The following is a 23,484-nucleotide window of genomic DNA, read 5'->3' as shown; positions in this document are numbered from 1 at the left end:
CCTCGACCCTCCGGTCCCGGCTCTCGCGTAGCTCGACCGGGATGACGCTGCTGGCTCGGTTTTTTGAGCTCGGCAAACGCCCGCGTCGGCAAAGTCCAGTTTCTGCGCCGATCAGCCTGCCAGTGCGCCCGAGGAACCTGTCGAAACCTCGGGCATGGCGCCCTGTTTGGGCATCAGCTGAATGAAACCCTGATCCGCGAGCTCCAGCACCGGCTTCGGCCGGCTGAACAGATAGCCCTGCAGCATCTGGCATCCAGCGCTGGCGAGCATGACCTTTTGCTCTTCGGTCTCGACGCCTTCGGCAACCACGGTCATGTCCAGCGTTCGGGCCAGTTCGACCAGCGAACGAATGATCGCCTGCGCCTTGGGGTCCGTGCCGAGGCGCGCAACGAAGCTGCGGTCGATCTTCAGGGTCTGGAATCGGTACTCGTGCAGGTAGCTGAGGCTCGAATACCCTGTGCCAAAGTCATCGATCGCGATCCCGACCCCAAATCGTGACAACTCGCTGATTGCATCATCGATGACGCCGGACCGGTCCATCATCACGGTCTCGGTCACTTCGAGTGTCAGGCGCGACGGCGGCAGCCCGGTTTCAGCCAGCAGGGTCTCGATCTGCTGCGGCAGCGTGCCGGATCCGACCTGCGTGGCACAGACATTGACGGACACCCCGGCCCCGTCCCAGGTGCTCGCGTCACGGATCGCGCGTTGCAGCACCCAGGCGCCAATCGGATCGATCAGTCCGGTTTCCTCGGCAACATCGAGGAACGCTCCGGGGGCCAGTAGGCCGCGCTCGGGGTGATGCCAGCGCAGCAGTGCCTCGAGATGGCGTACCTTGCCATCACGGGCATCGACGATGGGTTGATAGAACAGATCGAATTCATTCCGCTCCAGCGCCTGGCGCAACTCGTCGCGCAGCCTGCGGCGCTCGCGGATTTCCTCGTCCATGGCCTTGTCGAAAAGCTTGAACTGCCGGCGTCCTCCGGCGCGGCAACGCTGCAGGGCGACGTCAGCGGCCCGCAGCAGCGACGGCATCCGCGTACCGTGGTCGGGCCGCAGCGCCACGCCGATTGAGCAGGAGACCTCGATGGGATGATCGTCCAGCATGGCAGCCCTGTTAAGGGAGGCCGTGAGTTCCTTCACTTCATCCAGCAGTGCGTCGGATGATGGTCGTCCACTCAGGATCAGTACGAACTCGTCGCCGCCCATCCGGCCGATGATGTCACCGGTTCGGCATTTGCGTTGCATCACCGAGACGACATGCTGGATCAAGTGGTCGCCGACCACATGCCCGAAGGCATCGTTGATCTGGGTCAGGTCATCGATATCAAGGTAGATGACCCCCAATGTTCCGGCGCTTGCCAGGGGCCCATCCAGCAGATCATCCGCCGTAGCCAGAAAGAAGTCCCGGCGCAGAAGCCCGGTCAGGCCATCATGCCGTGCGGCCTCGAGGATATCGCGCTTGCGGATTTCCAGTTCCCGATAGGCTGCCGTGTTCCGGCGCAGGATCAGAAGAGCGACCGCCAGGATGACGAAAAGCGCGACGGCAAGCACCGGAGCGGAGGCCAGAATGAGCTGCGAGGCTCGCGCCATCGGATCCCAGGTCAGGTAGGCGAGGGCGGTGCCATCCTCATCCCTGATCGCTGCTCCGTTCATGCCGGAGGGAATGGTCTGTTCGAGGAACAGGTTTGCCAGCGACAGCGATGACAGCATGTCGGCGAGGGCCTGCGCGTCGATCAGCTTGACCGCCACAAGCACGTGGGGCACGTCCCGGCGCATTGGAATGCCACCGGGATCCGGGACAATTGCCATGACGGCAACGATGGCGATTCGCTCGCCGATCTGGACCTCGGTTACCGCGGAAATGTCCTTCATCTTGCCCGAAAAATAGGTGTCGCCATTGCGGGCGGTGACAAGGCCGGTCACATAGCGCTGCCGGATATCGGTGGTAAGCCCTGCGGTCTCCGGCGACAGGGCAGAAGCAAGCGTGAGGTCCGTCGGTCCGCTTTCAGGGCGGTATGAGAAGGCTTCGTTCATGTCCCGGTCGAAAATGGCGACCAGATCATAGCCCTCGCGAACAGCCAGGCCGCGCCCGAAGCGTGATCTCACCCACTCGGGGTCAAATGCCGTGTCTGTGTTTACATAAGCGGCGTTGGAAGCTGCATAGCGCTCGATGCGCTCGATGCGCTCGAGCAGTCGCAGCTTGTGATTTTCATAGGCACGTTCGACCGAGCTGATCTCCCGGACGGACGATTCCCGCTCATAGATCAGGATGGCTGACAGAACAAAGATGAAAGCGGCAACGATCGCGGCGAACATGCCCACCAGCAAGGCAACAAACGAGTAGTTGCCCAGTTTCGCTGGTTTGAGGTCCAGCGTCCTTGCCGGAGATGAGGCAAGAACTTCTGTCTCTGTCGTGGCTCTCATGCGGATCTGCGGGCTTTTCAGCTTCCGTTGATGGTCTGGTCAAGCCTCTCCGCTAAGGCTTAATTTTCTCTGGGTTTTTCCGGGCGTATTCGCTCCACTGTGCAAAGGTTGTGCTGAATCGGCGTTTTGCACGCAAAAAAGGGGCGCAGAAAATCCGCGCCCCTCGCAAAATTTACAATCCGGATCGCGCTTACTCGGCCGCATCGACCTTGATCACGCCGCGACGGATCTGGTCTTCCTCGATTGATTCGAACAGGGCTCGGAAGTTGCCCTCGCCGAAGCCTTCGTCGCCCTTGCGCTGGATGAACTCGAAGAAGATCGGGCCGATCACGGTCTTGGAGAAGATCTGCAGCAGGATCTTGGTCATGCCGCCGTCGATAACGCCTTCGCCATCGATCAGGATGCCGTGCTTCTTCATGCGGTCGAGCGGCTCGTCGTGGCCGTTCACGCGGGCATGGGAGCGCTCGTAGTAGGTTTCCGGCGGGCCCGGCATGAACTTCAGGCCGTTGTCGGCCAGCTTGTCCGTCGAGCCATAGATGTCATCCGTGCCGACGGCGATGTGCTGGATGCCTTCGCCCTTGTACTTGCGCAGGTATTCCTCGATCTGGCTGGTGTCGTCCTTGGACTCGTTCAGCGGGATGCGGATCTTGCCGCAAGGCGAGGTGATGGCGCGGCTGACCAGGCCGGTGATGCGGCCATCGATGTCGAAGAAGTGGATCTGCTTGAAGCCGAACAGGTTGCGGTAGAAGTCCCACCACTTGTCCATGTTGCCGCGATAGACGTTGTGGGTCAGGTGGTCGAGATAATAGAAGCCGACGCCTTCCGGCTTCGGGTTCGCGCCGTCCAGCCAGTTGAATTCAGCCGAATAGGCCGAGCCCTTGTCGCCGTAGGTGTCGACGAAATACAGCAGCGAGCCGCCGATGCCGATGATGGCCGGCACGTCGAGTGCCTTGTCGTCGCCCTCGTAAGGCGTCGCGCCCATCTTCACCGCATGCTCAAACGCCTTCTTCGCGTCGACAACGCGCCAGGCCATGCCCGGAGCGCAAGGGCCGTGCGCCTCGACGAAACGCATGCCAAAGGAGCCCGGCTCGGCATTCAGCACATAGGTGACATCGCCCTGACGGTAGAGGGTGATGTTCTTGGTCTTGTGCCTGGCGACCGGGACATAGCCCATCTTGCGGAACAGCTCGTCCAGCTTTTCCGGTTCCGGATGCGAGAACTCGACAAACTCGAACCCGTCGGTGCCGGCCGGGTTGGCGTCGCTGATCACCGCCGGGGGGGCGTTGTGCGGAAAGGGTCCCATGATGTCTCCTCCTCTGGACTTACACGTAGGCCAAGAGTGCGCCTTCCCACGTGCAAGGTGTGTGCAAAGGACGTGACAGCGGCGTCTGCTTCGCACAAACTACGCGTCGTTTGACTTTTTGGTGCACGAAAATGGAACTGGACAGCTTTGACCTGCGCCTTCTGGGTGCACTGCAAGAAAATTCCGCACTGACCAACCAGCAGCTCGGCGAGCGCATCGGCCTCTCGGCTAGCCAGGTATCGCGCCGGCGCCAGACGCTGGAAGGGGAGGGGATCATCCGCCGCTATCGCGCGGATCTGGCCACCGAACGCCTCGGTTTTGCCGTCACGGCCTTTGTCGGTGTCACGCTGGGCGCGCACAGCCGCGAGAATGCCCGCCGTTTCCGCGCCATGGTCCAGGCGATGCCGGAGGTGCAGGAGGCGCATACGCTGACTGGCGATGTCGACTACATGCTGAAGATCGTGGTGCCGGACCTGAAGGCGCTGAGCCGGGTGATCAACGATGACCTGTTGCCACACGAGGCGGTGCAGCATGTGCGCTCGTCCATCGCCATGGACACGCTGAAGGATGACAATCTGCTGCCGTTGGACAACCGTTGAAAGCCAGTCGCGGTGGCTGCATGACATTTCGGACGGTTTGCTTGTATCCGGCGCTTTGCGCTCCCATGTCAGCGTCATCTGACCTGACTGCTGCCGGAGTGCCCCGATGTTTGATGCCAAGTCGCTTCTCGACCAGTTCCTCGGTTCCGCTCAGGGCCAGCTCGACCCACGCAAGGGCCGGTCGGGTGGGTCCGGTGGCGACCTGATGCAGAAGGGCAAGGACTTCCTGTCGTCCAATGCCGGCGGTCTGGCGGCTGGCGGCCTTGCGGGCATTCTTCTGGGCAGCAAGACCGGCCGCAAGATTGGCGGCAAGGCGCTCACCTATGGCGGTCTCGCCCTGGTCGCAGGCCTCGCCTACAAGGCCTACAAGGACTATCAGGCCGGTCAGCAGCCCGGCAGTCAGGGCTCTGGCGCAAATGCCGGCCATACGGGCGCATCGTCCGGCATGGGCACCTCCGGTCCCTGGTCGCGAGCGCCGCTGGAACTGGAAGCCCCGCGTGGCACGGCCTTCGATCCTGAACGCGCGCCGGGTGGCAGCCAGCAGGTGGCTGTGACCCTGCTCACCGCGATGATCGCGGCCGCCAAGGCGGATGGCCACATCGACGCCGACGAACAGCGCCGCATCTTCGGCAAGATGGATGAAGCCGGCCTCGACAACGAAGCCAAGGCGTTCCTGATGGACGAGCTCCGTTCCCCCCTGGACCTCGACAAGATCGTCGCCAGCGCCACCACGCCTGAGGCCGCTGCCGAGATCTATGCTGCCTCTCGTCTCGCCATCGATCCCGATCACCGCGCCGAGCAGGCCTATCTCCAGATGCTGGCAGCCCGGCTCGATCTCGATCCGGCCCTGGTTGCCGAGATCGAGAACGCGGTGAAGGAAGCCGAACTCGCCTGACGGCGACAGGTTTGCTGCTTGCGCGGCGCGGAGTTTCCGCGCCGCTCGCCTATCGGGTGGTTTGCCGCTCCGCCTGCTGGCAGGGTCCTGCCCGGATGAGATCATCCGGACAGGAGACCCCCATGGCATTCCAGATCGAACCGCTTTCCGCTGACAGCTTCCGCCCTCTCTTCTCGCTGTCAGATGCCGAACTTGCAGCCCGCAACATCGACATCCATATCGCCGACAAGAAGCCCGCCTATCCCTGCCGCCTTGGCCTCCGCTTTGCCGATATCGGTGAACGGCTGCTGCTCGTGAATTACGAGCACTTGGCCGAGGACACGCCCTACCGCGCCTCGCATGCGATCTATGTCTGCCAGGACGCGGAAAGTGTGCGGCCCGATGTCGATACGGTTCCCGAGTCCCTGCGCGTTCCTGCGCTGTCGGTCCGGGCCTTCAATGCCGCGCACCGGATTGTCGATGCCAGCATCGTCAGCGGCAAGGAACTCGGCGGCGAGATCGAACGGCTGTTTGCTGATCCGGCGATCGATTACCTGCATTTCCACTATGCCACGCGCGGCTGCTACGCCGCCCGTGCGACGCGGGCCTGACAACCTGACTTCTTTGCCATGCCAAGAAATGCAGGTCCGTTGTGCGGGCCTGCGCCTTGACCGGCAGGGCTGCTGGATGTCTCCTTGGGTCATGTGCAGGCAACACTGCGCGTCGGGAGGCATCATGCAGGATCTGGGCACGTGGGATTACATCATCGTCGGCGCGGGCTCGGCCGGCTGTGTGCTGGCCAACCGGTTGTCCGCCGACCCGGATGTCAAGGTTCTGCTGCTGGAAGCGGGCGGTCCTGACAACTACCACTGGATCCACATCCCCGTCGGCTATCTCTACTGCATGGGCAATCCGCGCACGGACTGGTGCTTCAAGACCGCAGCCGAATCCGGCCTCAATGGCCGCAGCCTCAATTACCCGCGTGGCAAGGTGCTGGGCGGCTGCTCGTCCATCAACGGCATGATCTACATGCGCGGCCAGGCGCGCGATTATGACGGCTGGCGGCAACTGGGGCTGACGGGCTGGGGCTGGGACGATGTGCTGCCGCATTTCCGCGCGTCGGAGGATCATTTCGCGCTGAACGATGATCTGCATGGCCAGGGCGGCGGCTTGCGTGTCGAGCCACAGCGCCTGTCCTGGGAGGTGCTCGATGCCTTCCGCGATGCCTGCGCCGAAACGGGCATTCCGAAGGTCGACGACTTCAATCGCGGCGACAATTTCGGCGCGTCCTATTTCCAGGTCAACCAGAAGCGCGGCATTCGCTGGAACACGGCCAAGGGGTTCCTGCGCCCGGCGATGAAGCGGCCCAATCTCAAGGTCCTGACCCACGCGGAAGTCCAGTCCCTGACCCTCGAGGGACGGCAGGTGACCGGCGTGTCCCTGAAGCTGAAAGGCGAGCCCGCTGTGGCGCGCGCCGCCGGCGAGGTCATTCTTGCAGCCGGTGCAGTGAAGTCGCCGCATATTCTCGAATTGTCGGGCATCGGCAATGCGGCCGTCCTGGAGCGCATCGGCGTCGAGATCCGGCACGAGATGCCGGACGTTGGCGAAAACCTTCAGGATCACCTGCAGCTGCGCACCATCTTCAAGGTCGAGGGTGCCGTCACGCTCAACCAGATGGCCGGCAACCTGTTCGGCAAGGCGAAGATTGCCCTGCGCTATGCGCTCAATCGCTCCGGCCCCATGTCGATGGCGCCGAGCCAGCTCGGTGTCTTTGCCCGCTCCGATCCCTCGTTTGAGACGGCCAACATCGAGTACCACGTGCAGCCGCTGTCCCTCGACAAGTTCGGCGAGCCGCTGCATTCCTTCCCAGCCATCACGGCCAGCGTCTGCAATCTGAGGCCAGACAGCCGTGGCCATGTGCACGCGATCAATCCCGATCCGTCCGACCAGCCGGAAATCCGTCCCAACTATCTCTCCACCGGCAGCGACCGGAAGGTCGCGGCCGACAGCATCCGCCTGACGCGCCAGATCATGCAGGCGCCCGCCATGGCCAGGTACCGCCCCTCGGAGTATCTGCCGGGGTCGCGGTTCGAGAGCGACGAGGATTTGGCCCGGGCTGCCGGTGATATCGGCACCACGATTTTCCACCCGACCAGCACATGCCGCATGGGCGTTGATGACCGCGCCGTGGTCGACGAACGGCTGAGGGTCCGGGGCCTTTCTGGCCTGCGCGTGGTCGATGCGTCGGTGATGCCGCTTATCACCTCCGGCAACACCAATGCCCCCACTGTGATGATCGCCGACAAGGGGGCGGCGATGATCCGCGAGGATCGTCGGCGTGGCCTGTCCGCATGACAGCCTGCTAGAGCCCTTCGGTCTTTCGGGAAAATGCTCTAGTGTCCGGTCATGACGCAGCGTTTCATGAGACGGCGCCGGGGGCCGCGCCAACGGATTGCCATCGTTGCCGGACTTTGTCTGGTGGCGTTTTTTGTTGTCTGGCTGACAGGTGTCGCCAGCCTGCGTGTTTTTCTCGGTGATCTGAAACTGCGCAAGCAGGCAGCGCTTGCCGTCCAGGCCGGAGCGCTGGAAAGTTTGCTGGACAAGTACCGGCTGATGACACCGCTCCTGGCCCGCCGCCCGGACATTGCCCGCATCATCGAAACCGGCAGCCGTGCGGAGGGGGACCGGATCGCAGCCATCGCGGCAGCCATGTCCAGTGCGCGAGAAGTCTGGTTTCTCGATGCTGCCGGCCAGCCGGTCGCCGTCAGCCCACCGCCGGACGGGCTTCCCGCCCCTGCGCCCCCTGACATTCGCCATGCCTTCGCGGCCGCGATGTCAGGTCAACTTGGCCGGGAGGTCCTGGGCGGGCAGGACAGGAATGCCGGCAGTTATATTTTCGCTTCCGGCGTTCGTAGCGAAAAGGGCCTGGTTGGCGTCGTCGCGGTCCGGGTCAGTCTGGAGGATATCGAGCGCGCCTGGGCGCTCAGTCTGGATGCGTTGATCGCTGTTGATGCCGGCGGGCAGATCGTTGCCTCGAATGTTGCTGCCTGGCGCGGGCTGTCCTACCAGCCAAGGGATGACCGGCGCGGTGCCTCGTTCCTCTTTGGGCTCGAGCCAGGCGGGCTGGCCGGAGAGTATCTTCTCGTCCGTGGTCCCGGTGCCGGCATCGGGCGTCCCTATGTCGCCCTGGGTGAAGATCTGCCGATCCTCGGCTGGCGCGTCTATCTGCTCGCCGATACGGCGGAAGCCGAAACGCAGACTGCCAATGCCATGCTGATCGCCTTTCTGGTGTCCATTATCGCGGGCGGTGTGGTGTGGTCGGTGTTCGAACGGCAGGACGCGATGGCACGTCGCCTGCGCAGCAACCGTGCGGCGGCGTTGTGGCTTGAACGCAGGGTCCAGAGCCGAACCCGGGAATTGACCCGCGCAAATGCGCTTCTGGCCGATGAGGTGCATGAGAGGCAGCAGGCGGAAGAGGACCTGCGCCGCACCCAGGCTGGTCTTGTCCAGGCAGCGAAGCTGGCGACGCTCGGGCAGATGTCGGCTGCGCTCAGCCATGAATTCAACCAGCCGCTGGCTGTCATCTCTACGCACGCTGAAAATGCCGGCATGCTGATTGCGAGGGGACAGGCGGACAAGGCGCAGGATAATCTCGCCCGCATAACGGCGATGGTCCATCGCATGGCCGAAATCGCCCGCACCTTGAAAGGGTTCACCCGCCGTGCCGGCACGGAGGTGCAGATCGTGTCCCTGTGCCAGGTCGTGGAAGAAGCCCTGCTTCTGGTGATGCCGCAGGCCAAACGCAACGGCGTGCCGCTGCGGCTCATCCGACCGGAGCATGATGTTCGTGTCGCAGGAGGCCGCATCCGGCTGGAGCAGGTGGTGGTGAACCTTCTGAGCAATGCACTGGACGCCGTCGAGGGCCGGCCGGATCCTGAGGTCGAGATCCGCCTGACGGTCGAGGATGCGGTCTTGCTCGACGTGCTCGACAATGGACCAGGCATTCCTGAGGCGGTCATGGACCAGATTTTCGACCCGTTTTTCACGACCAAACCGGTCGGGGAGGGGCTGGGCCTCGGCCTTTCCATCGCCTACAAGATCGTTCACGACTTTTCCGGCAGCCTTGTCGCCTCGAACCGGGCGGAGGGCGGTGCCTGCTTCCGTATGAGCTTGCCGCTCGCAGAACCAGTCAGCCGGGCGGCGGAGTAGGACATGGATCAGGCAACGGTCTATCTGGTGGATGACGAGGAGGATCTCAGATCCGGCCTGGCCCAGGGTCTGGAACTGGCCGGGCATCATGTCATCACCTTCGATGATCCCGAGCGCGTGCCCGAAAGCCTCGGCCGGGATGCTTACGGCGTCCTCGTCACCGATATCCGCATGCCGAAGATGGACGGGTTCGATCTGATGCGCCGGGCGCTGGAGATCGATCCGGCCCTGCCCGTCGTGTTGATCACCGGTCATGGCGATGTCCCCCTTGCCGTTGAGGCGATGCGCGGCGGAGCCTATGATTTCCTCGAGAAGCCCTTTGCGGTCAGTCATCTGGCCGCCGTCATCGAGCGGGCTCTGGAGAAGCGGCGTCTCGTGCTCGAAAACCGTGTCCTGCGGGAGCGGCTTGCCGACAGTTCCGATCTCGACAGCCGGCTTGTGGGTCGCGCGCCGGTCATGGAGAAGCTGCGCCGGCAGGTGCTCGCGCTGGCCCCGACGGATGCCGATATCCTGATCCTCGGCGAAACAGGTGCGGGCAAGGAAGTGGTGGCCCGCGCGCTGCACGAGCATGGCCCGCGGCGCGAACGGCCCTTCGTTGCCCTCAATTGTGGTGCGTTGCCGGCCGATATCATCGAGTCCGAGCTGTTCGGGCACGAGAAGGGCGCCTTCACCGGGGCCAGCGGCCAACGCATCGGCAAACTTGAACATGCCCATGGCGGCACCGTATTTCTCGACGAGATCGAGTCCATGCCGCTGGATCTGCAGGTCAAGCTGTTGCGGGTGATCGAAACCCGTACCATCGAGCGCCTTGGCTCCAACAAGGTGATCCCGCTCGACGTCCGCTTTGTTGCGGCCACGAAAGAAGATCTCGCCAAGGCCGCCGCCGAGGCGCGTTTTCGCAAGGATCTGGTCTACCGGCTCAATGTGGTGACCTTGTCGCTGCCGTCGCTGCGCGACCGGCGGGAGGATATCCCGCTCCTGTTCTTCCATCTGGCGCGCGAGGCCAGAGCCCGCTACCGCCGCGAGATCCCCGACATGCCGCCTGACTACATGGCGGAGCTGATGAGCCGGGAGTGGCCGGGCAATGTGCGCGAATTGCGCAATGTTGCCGACCGCTTTGTCCTCGGGCTTGAAGGCTTCGACGAGGGCGGCGCGCCCCGGCCCGACAGCTTGTTCTCGCGTGTGGCCGCCTACGAAAAATCGCTCATTCTTGCTGAACTGGCGCGTCAATCCGGCAGCATCAAGGCCACTTATGAGACGCTCGGACTCTCGCGTAAGGCGCTCTACGAAAAGATGCGCAAATACGGTCTCGGCAAGGATATTGAGGGCGAGGCCTGAGCCTGATCGCTCGATGTGTCGAGTTCGACCCATTTGCGGGTACACACATGTGTCGGGTCCGACACATGCGATGCAGGGTTGATGCGGAAGTTCGTGATGGTGAATTTTTAAGTGATTGATTTCAATGTCTTGACCTATTGCCATCTGGTTGGCACGACCATTGCTAACAAGCGGTTGCCGAACGCGACAGTTTGGCCCTGAAGATTTGTCTGGGAGGACACCCATGAAGAAAATGTTGCTGGCTGCTGCTGCGGCCACGGTGATGCTTGCCACCCCGGCTCTGGCGAATGATTGCCAGCCGGGTGAAGTGGTCATCAAGTTCAGCCACGTTGTGGCCGCCACAGGTCATCCCAAGGGCGAGGCAGCCGAGCTTCTGGCCAAGCGCATCAACGACGAGATGAACGGCAAGGCCTGCATGCAGGTGTTCCCGAACTCGCAGCTGTTTGACGACGACAAGGTGATGGAAGCCCTGCTGCTTGGCGACGTTCAGCTGGCAGCGCCCTCGCTGGCCAAGTTTGAAGCCTATACGCTGAAGTACCGCCTTTTCGACCTGCCGTTCCTGTTCAAGGACACGGCTTCGGTGGACCGGTTCTTTGTCAGCGATGCCGGCAAGGGCCTGCTGACCTCGATGACCGATGTTGGTTTCCTCGGCCTCGGCTACTGGAACGCTGGCCTGAAGCAGTTTTCAGCCAAGAAGCCGTTGCAACTGCCCTCCGATGCCAACGGCCTCAAGTTCCGCATCCAGACTTCGGATGTCGCCGAAGCCATGATCTCCGCCATGGGCGGCAATGCCCAGAAGCTCGCCTTCAAGGAAGTCTATGGCGCGCTGCAGACCGGCGTTGTCGACGGTCAGGAAAACACCTGGTCCAACATTTACACCCAGAAGTTCTTCGAAGTGCAGGACGGTATCACCGAGACCAACCACCAGCTCCTGGCCTATCTGCTGGTCACGTCGGATGAGTGGCTGAACAGCCTGCAGCCGGACGTCAAGGAACAGTTCCTGAAGATCGTCGATGAAGTCACGGTCGAAGCCAACGCCAGCGTGGCCCGGATCGAGGCTGAGAACCGCGAGCGGATCAAGGCGACCGGTACTGTTCTTCGTGAACTGACACCGGAACAGCGCCAGGCCTGGGTCGAAGCGATGAAGCCGGTCTGGACCAAGTTCGAAGGCGACATCGGTGCTGACCTGATCAACGCCGCGGTTTCTGCCAACAGCGGCAGCTAAGCACACAAGCCGACAGTCTCGCGCACCGGAGGGGTACGCCTCTCCGGTCACCCGGTGGCATCGCGCCGCCGGGGCGGGGATGTTTTATCCTGGGGGCACGTCCATGCAACGTCTCGATTCCCTGGTTACCCGCTTCGAGGAGGGGGTGATCGCCTTTCTCATGGCGGCGATGACCATTGTCACCTTCACGCAGGTGGTCGCCCGATATGGCTTCAACTCCGGCTGGACCGGGGCGCTGGAGTTCACCCGCATCCTCTTCGCCTGGCTTATCCTGTTCGGCATGAGCTACGGGGTAAAGATTGGATCGCACCTGGGCGTTGATGCCATCATCCGCCTGTTCCCGAAGCCGGTCTTTCGCATGCTTGCCGTCTTCGGGGCCCTGTGCGGTGCGGCTTACGCCGTGATCCTCCTGTCTGCAGACTGGCTGCAGTTCTTCGGGATCAGTGCCCGTGGCGGTGCCCTCGACTACTGGTCCAAGATGTACAAGGTCGGCATTGGCCTTGACGACCTGCGTTACCCCGAATTCATCCAGGAGACCTTCGGCACCAAAGAGCGCGTGCAGCGCTGGATCGCCTATCTGATCCTGCCGGTTGGACTTGCCCTGCTTGCCTTCCGCTGTTTCCAGGCGGCCTGGCAGATCATCACCGGTCAACGCGAGATCATGATCGCGTCGCATGAGGCTGAAGACCTCGTCGCCGAGAACAAGGACGTCCTGAAGGACTGAGGGTCACCACCATGGAAGCTGCCATTCTCTTTATCATGGTGCTCGGGCTCCTGTTCCTCGGAGTGCCGATTGCCATTTCTCTGGGCCTGTCCAGCGTGCTCACCATCGCGCTGTTCTCGAATGATTCCGTGTCGTCGGTTGCCCTGCAACTGTTCACGGCCTCTCAGAACTACACGCTGCTGGCCATTCCCTTCTTCATTCTGGCGTCGGGCTTCATGTCGACGGGCGGCGTGGCACGGCGCATCATCCGCTTTGCCATTGCCTGCGTCGGCCACATGCGTGGCGGCATGGCCATTGCCGCCGTGTTTTCCTGCATGCTCTTCGCTGCCCTGTCCGGCTCGTCGCCGGCGACCGTGGTTGCCATCGGCACCATCGCCATCGCCGGCATGCGCGAGGTTGGCTACACGAAGGAATTTGCGGCCGGTGTCATTGCAAATGCCGGTACGCTCGGAATTCTCATTCCGCCGTCGATCGTCATGGTCGTCTATGCGGCCGCAACGGATGTCTCGGTTGGGCGCATGTTCCTGGCCGGTGTCATCCCGGGCCTGGTCGCCGGCCTCATGCTGATGACCGCGATCTATGTGAATGCCCGAATCAAGGGCATGCCGAAGCAGGCTTTTGCCGGTGTGAAGGAAATCTTGTCGGCTGGTGGCGAGGCCGGCTTCGGATTGCTGCTCATCGGCATTATCCTGGGTGGCATCTATGGCGGCGTCTTCACGCCGACGGAAGCTGCTGCCGTCGCCGCCGTCTATGCATTCTTCATCGCTGTCTTCATCTACCGCGACATGGGGCCGCTCAAGGGCGTGCCCATGCGCAAGCCCGGAGAACCCATCGGCGCGGCCATCGCGCGGAACCTGTGGCTGACCGTAGCAAACTTCGTGCCTGGTTTCTTCCATGCCGAGACGCGAAAGGTGCTGGTTGACGCCGGACGTACGACGATCATGCTGATGTTCATCATCGTCAATGCCCTGCTTTTCGCGCATGTGCTGACATCCGAGCGCATTCCGCAGGTCCTGACCGATGTAATGGTGGACGCCGGCTTCAACTGGTTCACCTTCCTGATCGCCGTCAACATCATCCTGCTGATCGGCGGCCAGTTCATGGAGCCGTCAGGCCTTTTGCTGATCGTCGCTCCGGTGGTGTTCCCGATTGGCATGGCGCTCGGCGTCGATCCGATCCACCTTGGCATCATGATGGTCGTGAACATGGAAATCGGCATGATCACACCGCCGATCGGTCTCAACCTGTTCGTCACATCGGGCATAACGGGGATGAGCCTGATTCAGGTCGTGCGGGCGTCCATGCCCTTCGTGGCGATCCTGTTCCTGTTCCTGATCCTGGTGACCTATGTTCCGGCCCTGTCGACCTGGCTGCCCTACACGCTGATGGGCCCGGAACTGATCCTGAACAAGTAAGCGAAGACATGACACATGCAAAGGCCGGTTCTCTGGAGCCGGCCTTTGCTGCTTTCAAACTCTCAGGCCGCCGGCATGGGTCCCACATAGCGCGAGCCAGGGCGGATCAGCCGGCCGGTTGCCCGCTGTTCGGCGACATGGGCACACCAGCCGGCAACACGACCCGTGGCGAACAGCGGTGTGAACAGGCTGCGGTCGATGCCCGCGGCTTCCAGCAGCACGGCCGTGTAGAACTCTACATTGGTGTTGAGCGGCCGGTTCGGCTTGTGCCGGGCGAGGGCTGCCACCGCCTCCAGTTCAACGACCTCGGCCAGCGCCACGCGGCCATCGGCCGCCTCAAGCGTTGCCAGTCCCGCCTTCAGCACATCCGCGCGCGGATCCCGCTGCCGGTAGATCCGGTGACCAAAGCCCATCAGGCGTTCACCCTTCGCAAGCGCGGCGGAAATCCAGCCGGCGGCCCGTTCCGGTGTGCCGATGGCGTCGAGCATGTCGAGCACCGGTCCCGGCGCGCCGCCATGCAGCGGGCCTTTCAGCGCGCCCATGGCGCCCAGCACAGCCGATCCCATGTCCGCCCCCGTCGACGCGATCACCCTTGCGGTGAAGGTCGAGGCGTTGAAGCCGTGGTCGAGGATGGTGACAAGGTAGCGGTCAATCGCGGCGATGGCGCGTGCTGTCGGTGCTGTGCCTGTCAGCATGCGCAGCAGGTCTTCCGCGCTTGCGACCGTCGGGCTTGGTGCAATCGGGGCTTCGCCCGTCCCGATCCGCGATGCAGCGGCCAGCAGCACGGGCAGGGCGCCGGTGATTGCGAAGGAATCTTCCGCGGCATCGTCGCAGCACAGCGCTGAAAGCCCCAGTCGCATCCGCTCGTAGATGCCGAGCCCGGGTCCGGCTGCCCGCATCACCGGGACGGCGGTGGCAAAGGCCTGCAGGCGGGCGGTGGCGAGGGCCTCGGCAGTCGTCCGGGTCTGCTGCATCGGCAGCAGTCCTCGCCAGAAAAACTCCAGCGCCGCCTCGAAGGTCAAGTGACCGGCAAGGTCCTCGATGTGGCGCCCCCGCAGGATCAAACGGCCATTGGCGCCGTCGACTTCGCTCAGGATCGTATCTGCGGCGACAATGCCCTCAAGGCCCGGGGCAAGGATGGCACGCGTGGCGGTGTCGGCTGGGAATGTGACAGTCATGGGACGCTCCTGTGTTTGGCAATCCGGCCAAGCTTCGCGTCACGGCGTTGATATCGTCAATATTGATAGATACAATCAATACATGACAGCTCCGCTCTATCTTTCCGCCCGCGAGGCTGCCGCCGAACTCGGCGTGCAGCCCGCCACGCTCTATGCCTATGTCAGCCGGGGCCTGATCCGGTCCGTTCCCGGTCCCGGCAAGCAGAAGCGTTATGATGCCTCCGACATCCGGGGGCTTGCGGCGCAGCGCGACCGGCCTGAGCCAGCTGCGACGACGTCTCTGACCGGCGGCGCTGTCCTTGAGACGCGGCTGACGCTTATCGCCGAAGACGGGCCATGGTACCGGGGCCATTCGGCGCTGGATCTGGCGGAGAGTTTCTCACTCGAAGCCGTCGCCGGCCTGCTGTGGGCGTGCGACAGCGATCCCTTTGCCTCACCGCCGCCGCCCGCCTTGCCGCCACTGCCGGATGGCAGCGCACCGTTGGAGCGGTTGATGCTGGCCCTTGCGGCCTATCCCCTGCTTGATCCGGCCGCCTATACCCGGGCCCCGGCGTTGCTGCCGGTCAAGGGGGCGGCGTTGTTGCGGCTTGGCGTGGCCGCGCTGCTCGGCCAGCCGGTGCCGAGCGCCGAGCCGCTGCATCGGCAGATCGCCGCGGCCTTTGACTTGCAAGGGGATGCGGCGGAAGATCTGATCCGGGCAGCGCTGGTCCTGTCGGCGGATCACGAACTCAACACCAGCGCCTTCGCCGTGCGCTGTGCCGCCTCCACCCGCGCCCCCCTCCATGCTGCGCTGCTGTCGGGCGTCGGGGCTTTCAGCGGCCCGCGCCATGGAGCCGCGTCCGATCGGGTCGCGGCGTGGCTGGCCGAGATCCGCGATCCGGCCGATATTGCCCCGGTGCTGCAGCAGCGGCTTCAACGCGGGGATCCGCTCCCCGGGTTCGGACATATGGTCTACCGTGGCGAGGATCCGCGCGCGACCTGCCTGCTGGCGCACGCACGTCGGGCCCTGCCGGACAATCCTGTCCTGGAATTGGCGCCTGCCTTGATCACCCTGGCGGCGGAATTGTTCGGCGCGGCGCCCAACATCGACTTTGCGCTTGCACTGCTTGGCAGGGCCCTCGGGCTGCCGGCTGAGGCGGCGAAGATCCTGTTCTGTGCCGGTCGAATTGTCGGCTGGATCGGTCACGCGTTGGAACAGATGACGGTTTCCGAGCAGATCCGCCCGCGCGCCACTTACGTCGGCGAGCGCCCGCGCCGGGGCAAATGAGACAGCAAGAGGTTACCCGTTAACCCTGTTTCTCACGACAATCTTAAACAAGTTCGTCGACCCTTGGGGCTGGTTTCCTGCGCCCATGAAAGGGGTCCGCCGTGCGTTTGCGGCCTGTTGTCATCTCGGGCTTCCTGCTACCAGCCCTGCTTCTGCTCAGCGGCTGCGGCTCGCTGTCCGGCGTGACGGGGCTCGGCTGGATGACGTCGTCATCGGACAAGATCGTCTACAACGATACAGAATGGTGCGTGCCGCGCAGCCTGAAGAAGGTGCTCAACCGGGTTGCGGACCGCTATGGCCGGGTGACGGTGCATTCGACCAAACGCTGGTGGCTGGAGAACTGGTGGAAGGGCGGGGCGAGCAACTCGTATCATCTCGACTGCAAGGCCGTGGACTTCACCGTGCGCGGCGATCCCGGCGCGATCCTCGCCTTCCTGAAAGCGCAGCCGGAAGTGGGCGGTTACAAGCGCTATGCCTTCGGCCACTACCACATCGACACCGGCCCGCGCCGCACCTGGTAGGCAGCATGCGGCGCGTGCGGCGGCAGGTTCAGGCTTCTCAGGCCAGTTCGCCCATTTCGATGGCGAGTTCCCATGAAACAGGATCGAAGCCAAGCAGCGTCCGGCCCTTGGCGACCACGATCGGGCGCTTGATCACCGAAGGCTGGTCCAGCATCAGGGCCAGCGCGCTCGCGGCATCCTTCACCGCAGCCTGATCGTCCTCCGGAAGCTTGCGCCATGTGGTCCCCTTGCGGTTGACCACCTGGTCCCAGCCGAAGGTATCGATAAAGCCCTGCAGCGTCGCCGCATCGGCGCCATCCTTCTTGTAGTCATGGAAGGTATAGGCAAGGCCTGCCGCTTCAAGGAAAGCCCGGGCCTTCTTCACCGTGTCGCAGTTCCTGATGCCGTAAACGATCATACCACCCTCGTGTCCGCGTCGTGTACTCTGAGGTCCTAGATGCGCCAGCCAGCCGGTAAAATCCACCCCTGTTGATGTCGATGGCGACAGCGAACCTGTCGGGTGAGCCGGCCGGGCTTGCAGGACCGAGGTTGGGGCGGCATACGTAACCTTACGGAGCGGCTCCATCAGTTCCGGCAGGAAGGGATAAGGCCATGGCCCGGCAGGACACGCGCACACCACCCGGCAAGGGGCCGATTGCCCAGCAACTCCGCCTTTATTCCGGACTTGTCCTGTTTGCTTTCGCCGCAACGCATTTCCTCAATCATGCCCTCGGCAACATTTCACTCGACTTGGCGCAGAAGGGGCAGGACCTCAGGATTGTGGTCTGGTGGTCGTGGCCTGGAACCATCCTGCTTTACGGCGCCTTGCTCCTGCATGTGGGCTTTGCCCTCTACCGGATCGCGATGCGGCGCACCTTCAGGATGCCCGCCTGGGAAGCACTTCAGATCGTGCTTGGTCTGGCTATCCCGTATCTCCTGATCCGGCATATCGCGATGACCCGCGGGGCCGTGACCCGCTATCACTCGTTTCTTGATTACCAGCACGAACTCTCCGTGCTCTGGCCCGGATCCGGCCTGACGCAGAGCTTTCTTCTGGTGATCGTCTGGCTGCATGGCTGTATTGGCCTGCATTTCTGGCTGCGGTTGAAGCCCTGGTACCCGAACTGGCGCGGCACGTTGCTGGCGCTTGCCGTGGCTGTTCCGATCCTCTCGCTGACCGGCTGGATCAACGCTGCGCGTCGTCTGGTTCTCGAAGGCCAGTTCCAGCTCAAGGTCACGGCTGAACAGACGGCCGAGTTGCAGGTCCTCGCGGATGCGGGCCGAATTGTGTTCTTTTCCCTGTTGCTGGTTGCTGTAGCTGTCTCCTTGCTGCGCCAGTTCGGGGCCATCGGCAAGCGGCCGATCACGGTGCATTATCTGGGTGAGAAATCCGTTCGCGCCCGGCCCGGTCCGACACTCCTGGAAATCAGCCGCATGAAGGGTGTGCCGCATATGTCCGTCTGCGGCGGCCGGGCGCGCTGTTCCACCTGCCGCACGCTGATCGTTTCGGGCGCAGGCAACCTCGCCCAGCCCGGACCGACCGAGCAGCAGGTGCTGCAGCGGATCCACGCGGGCAAGAACGTCCGCCTTGCCTGCCAGGTGCGGCCCGCCACTGATCTGGTTGTCCGGCCGCTTCTGAATGGCGGCGCAGCGTTCCCGCGGGAAGGCCTGCAGGATCGCTACCGGTGGGGCACGGAGCAGCCGGTCGTGGTCATGTTCGTCGACTTGCGCGGCTTCACCGCTCTCAGCGAGGGGCGCTTGCCCTTCGATGTCGTGTTCATTCTCAACCGCTATGTCGACAGCGTCGTGCGTGTGATCCGCAAGCATGATGGCATGATCGACAAGGTCATGGGGGATGGCATCATGGCGCTGTTCGGCGTCGAAAGCGGCATGGCGGGCGGATCTCGCTCCGCGCTGGCCGCCATCGTTGACCTCGCCGAAGAACTCAAGCGGGTCAACCGGGACCTGGCGGCGCAGCTGTCCGCTCCCTTGCGCATTGCCGTCGGCCTGCATGGCGGCTCCGCCATTCTCGGGCGCATCGGCCTTGATGGCCGCAACGGAGTTGCCTCGGGGCTGACGGCGCTGGGCGATGTGGTCAATGTCGCCAGCCGGCTTGAAGGAGTTGCCAAGGAGCAGAATGCGTTGGCGGCCATCTCGCTGGATGTGCTGAAGGCATCAGGGGCCGGGCTTGATCCGTTCATGCCCTTGCTCCAGGTGCCGATCCGGGGTCGTCTCGCTCCGCTCGACGTGGCTTGTCCGTCCAGCACCGCTCCCATTCTCGCGGCACTTGAGCGTGCCGCCGTTGCCTGACCTTGGCTCAGAAAAGCTGCCTCGGTGCGGGTGTCGTTGGATGCAGTATTGCGAATATATCAAGAAACACAAAAATTTAGCTCTGGACGGCGAGACTGACCCTCTGCAAATATAAAACAATGTGCCGGACTGTCCGGCAAAGGTTTTGCCGAAAGCGTGCGATCTCCGGACGGTTCGGATCTTGGGCAAGGGATGCAATAGATGAAACTGCAACAGGTTCTGCTGGCGGCAGGTCTGGCCGCAGGGGTATGGGGCGCGGGACTTCTTGAAGTCGCGAGAGCCGAGACGTTGAAGTTCTCCTATCAGGGGTCGCTGAACCAGCTCGATCCCTACAGTCTCAACGAGAGCTTTACCCTCGCAACGCTCGCCAATGTCTACGAGGGACTTGTTCGCCGCAATGCGCAGCTTCAGCTGGAACCGGCGCTGGCCGAGCGTTGGGAGATCCTGTCTCCGACCCATTGGCGCTTCCATCTGCGCAAGGGCGTCAAGTTCCACAATGGCAATGACTTCAATGCCGAGGACGTGGTGTTTTCCGCATCACGCGTTCGCTCAAAAGGCTCCGACCTCGGCAAGCGCATTGACGAAAGCGCCCGCATCGAGGTGATCGATCCCTATACGGTCGACTTCTTGCTCGATGCTGCCAATCCGATCCTCCACGCCGAGTGGGAAACCTGGTTCATCATGGACAAGGAGTGGACCGAGGCGAACAACGCCGTCGCGGTCACCTCTGCGTCCGACACGTCCGTCAACTTTGCCGCGCTCAACGCCAATGGCACCGGCCCCTTCCGCATCACCAGCCACGAGCCGGGCGTCAGGACCGTGTTCGAGCCCTATGCCGGCTGGTGGGATGTCGCCCTGCACAACTTGACGAGGGTTGAGTTCACGCCGATCGCCTCCGATGCGACGCGGGTCGCGGCGCTTCTGTCGGGGGAACTGGACCTGATCTATCCGGTGCCGGTGCAGGACATCAAGCGGGTTGAGGAGAATGCCGGGACGCGCGCCCTTATCGGTCCTGAACTGCGGACGATGTATCTTGGCATGGATCAGCGACGGTCGGAGCTGCTCTATTCAAGCGTCAAGGGCAAGAACCCGTTCCAGGATGTGCGGGTGCGCAAGGCGCTGTATCAGGCCATCGACATCGAGGCGATCCGGTCAAAGATCATGCGCGGCATGTCGACCCCGACTGCCTTGCTGATCTCGCCGTATCTCTTCAACCGCGCCGAGGAGATCCAGCGCTGGCCCCATGATCCGGCGGCGGCCAAGGCCCTGCTTGCGGAAGCCGGATATCCGGATGGCTTTGAACTGGTGATGGACTGTCCCAACGACCGCTATGTCAATGACGAGGCGATCTGCCAGGCCGTTGCGCAGATGCTGACCAAGGTCGGCGTCAAGACCAGCGTGAATGCGCAGCCGAAGGCGAAATATTTCGCCCGGATCCTGCCCTCGGGCGGCTTTGAAACCTCGTTCTTCCTGCTCGGCTGGACACCGGGTTCGCTCGACAGCTGGAACGTGCTGGAAAACCTCACCACCTGCCGGGACGATGCCGGCAAGGGCGGCGCTTTCAACATCGGCGGCTATTGCAATCCGAAGTCTGATGCCCTGGTCAAGGCGATCATGGCAGAGGTTGATCCGGCCCGGCGTGATGCCCTGATCCTGGAAGCCTTCCTGCTGCATCATGAGGACGTGTCGCATATTCCGCTGCATCAGCAAGGCCTTGCCTGGGGTGTCTCCAATCGGCTTGCCCTTGCCCAGCGGGCTGATGACACGCTTATGTTCCGCTCGGTGACCAAGAACTGACCCACGGCGCCCGGTGACCGCACCGGGCGCAGCACTCCCAGCCAGGGAAGCGGCAGCATATGATCGGATTTGCCTTCAGGCGGTTGCTGCAGGCCGGCGCGGTGATGTTCGTCGTCGCGCTCATCGCCTTTTCGCTGTTCCGCCATGTCGGCGATCCGGTCAACCAGATGGTCGGGGTCGAGACCTCGACAGAGCAGCGCGAGGCCCTGCGTGAGCAACTGGGCCTCAACGACCCGATGCCGCTGCAGTTTGTGCGTTTCCTCGGCAATGCCGCCCGGTTTGATTTCGGCACGTCCTACCAGTTCCGCCAGCCGGTCGCCGATCTCTTTGCCAAGCGCATTCCGGCGACGCTGGAACTGGCCTTCACATCAGCGCTGCTGGCTCTGGCGGTAGGCGTTCCCATGGGCGTCTACGCGGGCCTCCGGCGAGAGACGGTGCTGGCGCGGCTGTTCCTGTCGCTGTCGCTGGTCGGAATTTCGCTGCCGACGTTCTTCCTCGGCATGCTGCTGATCTACATCTTCGCGGTCAGCCTGCAATGGCTGCCCAGCTTCGGGCGCGGCGACGTGGTGGATCTTGGCGGCTGGTGGACGACCGGGTTTCTCACCGTGTCGGGGCTGAAAGCCCTCGTCTTGCCGGCCATCACGCTGGCGCTCTACCAGATGACGTTGATCATGCGGCTGGTCCGGGCCGAGATCCTAGAGGTGGTGCGGGCCGACTTCATCCGCTTTGCCCGCGCGCGGGGCCTGCCGGACCGGCTGGTGCATTTCCGTCATGCGCTGAAGAACACGCTTGTCCCGGTCGTCACCATCACCGGGCTGCAACTGGGGTCGATCATCGCCTTTGCCACCATCACCGAAACGGTGTTCCAGTGGCCCGGCATGGGGCTGCTGTTTTTGCAGGCAGTGCAGACTGTCGATATCCCGATCATGGCCGCCTACCTGATGTTGACCGCGTTCTTGTTCGTCACGATCAATTTCGTCGTCGACATCCTGTATTTCCTGATCGATCCGCGCCTGCGGGCCAGCGCATGAGGAGGGGGCGATGAACATGCCTGCGGCGCGCGCCTGGCTGACACGGCTTCTTAATAGCGACCTGTGCTATGATTTTCGCCACTCCCCGGTTGCCGTCGCTGCGGCCGTGCTCGTGTTGCTGTTCGTCCTCGGGGCTTTGCTGGCCCCTCTGATCGCGCCACAGAACCCGTTTGACCTCGCCGAAATCAGCATCCTCGATTCCCGACTGCCGCCGGTCTGGATGGAGGGCGGCGACCCGCGTTTTGTTCTGGGCACGGATGACCAGGGCCGCGACATTCTCTCGGCCATCCTCTACGGCCTGCGCATTTCTTTAGGCGTCGGCATCACGGCGGTGCTTGCGGCCGCCTGTATCGGCATCAGCCTTGGACTGGTTGCCGGCTATCTCGGCGACCGGGTCGATGCGGTTCTGATGCGCATCGCCGATGTGCAGCTGACCTTCCCTGCCATCCTGATCGCCTTGCTCATTGATGGTGCCGCCAACGGCCTGTTCGGACGGCTTGACCGGGAGGTCTTCGCCTTCTGGATCCTCGTGTCCGCCCTCGCGCTCTCCTTCTGGGTGCAATATGCCCGGACCGTGCGTGGTGCCACCATGGTGGAGCGGAACAAGGACTATGTTCTGTCCGCCCGCATCATGGGCCTGCCCGCGCATCTGATCCTGATGCGCCATATCCTGCCGAATGTGCTGGGTCCGGTTCTCGTCATCGCCACGATCAATCTGGCCGTCGCCATTGTCACCGAGGCGACCCTGTCGTTTCTCGGCGTCGGCATGCCGCCCACCCAGCCCTCGCTTGGCACGCTGATCGCCTCCGGCAATGACTTTCTGTATGGCGGCGAATGGTGGATCGCCCTTTTCCCGGGGGCAGCGCTGGCGGTGCTGGTTCTGGCGGTCAATCTCCTGGGCGACTTCCTTCGCGATGCGCTCAATCCAAAACTGCGGTAGCGCCTCCGCCTCGCTGCGCGGGCCACTCTGGATCCCCTTAAATTGGGCAGGGCGGGGCAGATCAAGTCTTCGCAGTTCCGGCTCGCCCCTGTACGCAGCAGTTTCTTGCCATGATGCCGCCGATGGTGCTTCTTGTTCAGCCTGAGTTTGCGCTCGATCACAGGCCCTAAGTTGGACAAAAGAAAAGGGGAGAGACGCCCCCGTCTCTCCCCTCACTTACGACGCCCGGTTCAATCATCTAAACATTTGCTTGGCCCTTAAATACATCGGGTCAACTCAAATTCCGTATGGTTAGAATATCGCATTGCAACATGATTGAAAGGGGTGCGCTGCACAAATTGTCGGCAAAA

At 63.0% G+C, this 23,484-nt stretch carries 19 protein-coding genes; 15 read left to right on the top strand and 4 right to left on the bottom strand.

From position 1 onward, the window contains the following. Positions 1-111 precede the first annotated feature (111 nt). Positions 112-2,424 (bottom strand): putative bifunctional diguanylate cyclase/phosphodiesterase, encoded by a 2,313-nt coding sequence (locus C8348_RS01935; RefSeq protein WP_106751569.1) that lies wholly within the window; start codon positions 2,422-2,424, stop codon positions 112-114. A gap of 190 nt (positions 2,425-2,614) precedes the next feature. Beyond that, positions 2,615-3,727, bottom strand: a complete 1,113-nt coding sequence (gene hppD, locus C8348_RS01930; RefSeq protein ID WP_106751568.1) for a 4-hydroxyphenylpyruvate dioxygenase — start codon at positions 3,725-3,727, stop codon at positions 2,615-2,617. 131 nt (positions 3,728-3,858) lie between these two features. Between hppD and C8348_RS01925 the strand changes: the two genes are divergently transcribed. The 9 genes from C8348_RS01925 to C8348_RS01885 all read left to right on the top strand — a co-directional run bounded on the left by C8348_RS01925 (position 3,859) and on the right by C8348_RS01885 (position 14,111). After that, complete coding sequence (locus C8348_RS01925; protein ID WP_106751567.1) at positions 3,859-4,326, top strand: Lrp/AsnC family transcriptional regulator; 468 nt, start codon at positions 3,859-3,861, stop codon at positions 4,324-4,326. A 106-nt stretch (positions 4,327-4,432) separates the two neighbouring features. Continuing rightward, on the top strand, positions 4,433-5,221 hold the full coding sequence (locus tag C8348_RS01920) for a tellurite resistance TerB family protein (protein ID WP_106751566.1): 789 nt from the start codon (positions 4,433-4,435) through the stop codon (positions 5,219-5,221). Positions 5,222-5,343: 122 nt separating this feature from the next. After that, positions 5,344-5,811 carry a DUF1203 domain-containing protein gene (locus C8348_RS01915; RefSeq protein ID WP_106751565.1) on the top strand — a complete coding sequence of 156 codons (468 nt, stop codon included), beginning with the start codon at positions 5,344-5,346 and terminating at the stop codon, positions 5,809-5,811. Positions 5,812-5,935: 124 nt separating this feature from the next. Beyond that, on the top strand, positions 5,936-7,555 hold the full coding sequence (locus C8348_RS01910; protein ID WP_106751564.1) for a GMC family oxidoreductase: 1,620 nt from the start codon (positions 5,936-5,938) through the stop codon (positions 7,553-7,555). Positions 7,556-7,678: 123 nt separating this feature from the next. Then, complete coding sequence (locus tag C8348_RS01905; protein ID WP_198646881.1) at positions 7,679-9,409, top strand: sensor histidine kinase; 1,731 nt, start codon at positions 7,679-7,681, stop codon at positions 9,407-9,409. 3 nt (positions 9,410-9,412) lie between these two features. Beyond that, entirely contained in the window at positions 9,413-10,747 is a 1,335-nt protein-coding gene (locus C8348_RS01900) for a sigma-54-dependent transcriptional regulator (RefSeq protein ID WP_106751562.1), read from the top strand. A 223-nt stretch (positions 10,748-10,970) separates the two neighbouring features. Further along, a complete protein-coding gene (locus tag C8348_RS01895) occupies positions 10,971-11,972 on the top strand; it encodes a DctP family TRAP transporter solute-binding subunit (protein ID WP_106751561.1) in 1,002 nt (333 codons plus the stop codon). 103 nt (positions 11,973-12,075) lie between these two features. Next, a complete protein-coding gene (locus tag C8348_RS01890; protein ID WP_106751560.1) occupies positions 12,076-12,696 on the top strand; it encodes a TRAP transporter small permease in 621 nt (206 codons plus the stop codon). Positions 12,697-12,707: 11 nt separating this feature from the next. Next, positions 12,708-14,111 (top strand): TRAP transporter large permease, encoded by a 1,404-nt coding sequence (locus C8348_RS01885; RefSeq protein ID WP_106751559.1) that lies wholly within the window; start codon positions 12,708-12,710, stop codon positions 14,109-14,111. 62 nt (positions 14,112-14,173) lie between these two features. Here the strand turns inward: C8348_RS01885 and C8348_RS01880 are convergent, their stop codons facing one another. Then, entirely contained in the window at positions 14,174-15,289 is a 1,116-nt protein-coding gene (locus tag C8348_RS01880) for a citrate synthase/methylcitrate synthase (RefSeq protein WP_106751558.1), read from the bottom strand. An 82-nt stretch (positions 15,290-15,371) separates the two neighbouring features. Between C8348_RS01880 and C8348_RS01875 the strand changes: the two genes are divergently transcribed. Continuing rightward, positions 15,372-16,556: a citrate/2-methylcitrate synthase gene (locus C8348_RS01875; RefSeq protein ID WP_106751557.1), complete on the top strand. Its 1,185-nt coding sequence runs from the start codon at positions 15,372-15,374 to the stop codon at positions 16,554-16,556. Between the two features lie 101 nt (positions 16,557-16,657). After that, the gene (locus C8348_RS01870) at positions 16,658-17,077 is read left to right on the top strand and encodes a YcbK family protein (protein WP_106751556.1); all 420 of its coding nucleotides are present in this window, start codon (positions 16,658-16,660) and stop codon (positions 17,075-17,077) included. 37 nt (positions 17,078-17,114) lie between these two features. On the opposite strand, the gene C8348_RS01865 is transcribed toward C8348_RS01870, so the two are convergent. Then, positions 17,115-17,474, bottom strand: a complete 360-nt coding sequence (locus tag C8348_RS01865) for an ArsC family reductase (protein ID WP_106751555.1) — start codon at positions 17,472-17,474, stop codon at positions 17,115-17,117. Between the two features lie 194 nt (positions 17,475-17,668). Here C8348_RS01865 and C8348_RS01860 point away from each other — a divergent pair, with 194 nt between their 5' ends. The 4 genes from C8348_RS01860 (at position 17,669) to C8348_RS01845 (ending at position 23,134) form a co-directional block, all read left to right on the top strand. Beyond that, positions 17,669-19,366: an adenylate/guanylate cyclase domain-containing protein gene (locus C8348_RS01860; RefSeq protein ID WP_106751554.1), complete on the top strand. Its 1,698-nt coding sequence runs from the start codon at positions 17,669-17,671 to the stop codon at positions 19,364-19,366. A gap of 201 nt (positions 19,367-19,567) precedes the next feature. Further along, positions 19,568-21,163, top strand: a complete 1,596-nt coding sequence (locus C8348_RS01855; RefSeq protein ID WP_106751553.1) for an ABC transporter substrate-binding protein — start codon at positions 19,568-19,570, stop codon at positions 21,161-21,163. 59 nt (positions 21,164-21,222) lie between these two features. After that, complete coding sequence (locus C8348_RS01850; RefSeq protein ID WP_106751552.1) at positions 21,223-22,194, top strand: ABC transporter permease; 972 nt, start codon at positions 21,223-21,225, stop codon at positions 22,192-22,194. A gap of 10 nt (positions 22,195-22,204) precedes the next feature. Next, a complete protein-coding gene (locus C8348_RS01845; RefSeq protein ID WP_106751551.1) occupies positions 22,205-23,134 on the top strand; it encodes an ABC transporter permease in 930 nt (309 codons plus the stop codon). The last annotated feature ends 350 nt before the right edge of the window (positions 23,135-23,484 follow it).

Source organism: Pannonibacter carbonis (assembly GCF_003012935.1).
GTDB lineage: Bacteria > Pseudomonadota > Alphaproteobacteria > Rhizobiales > Stappiaceae > Pannonibacter > Pannonibacter carbonis.
This window is presented reverse-complemented; position numbering and strand designations above follow the sequence as displayed.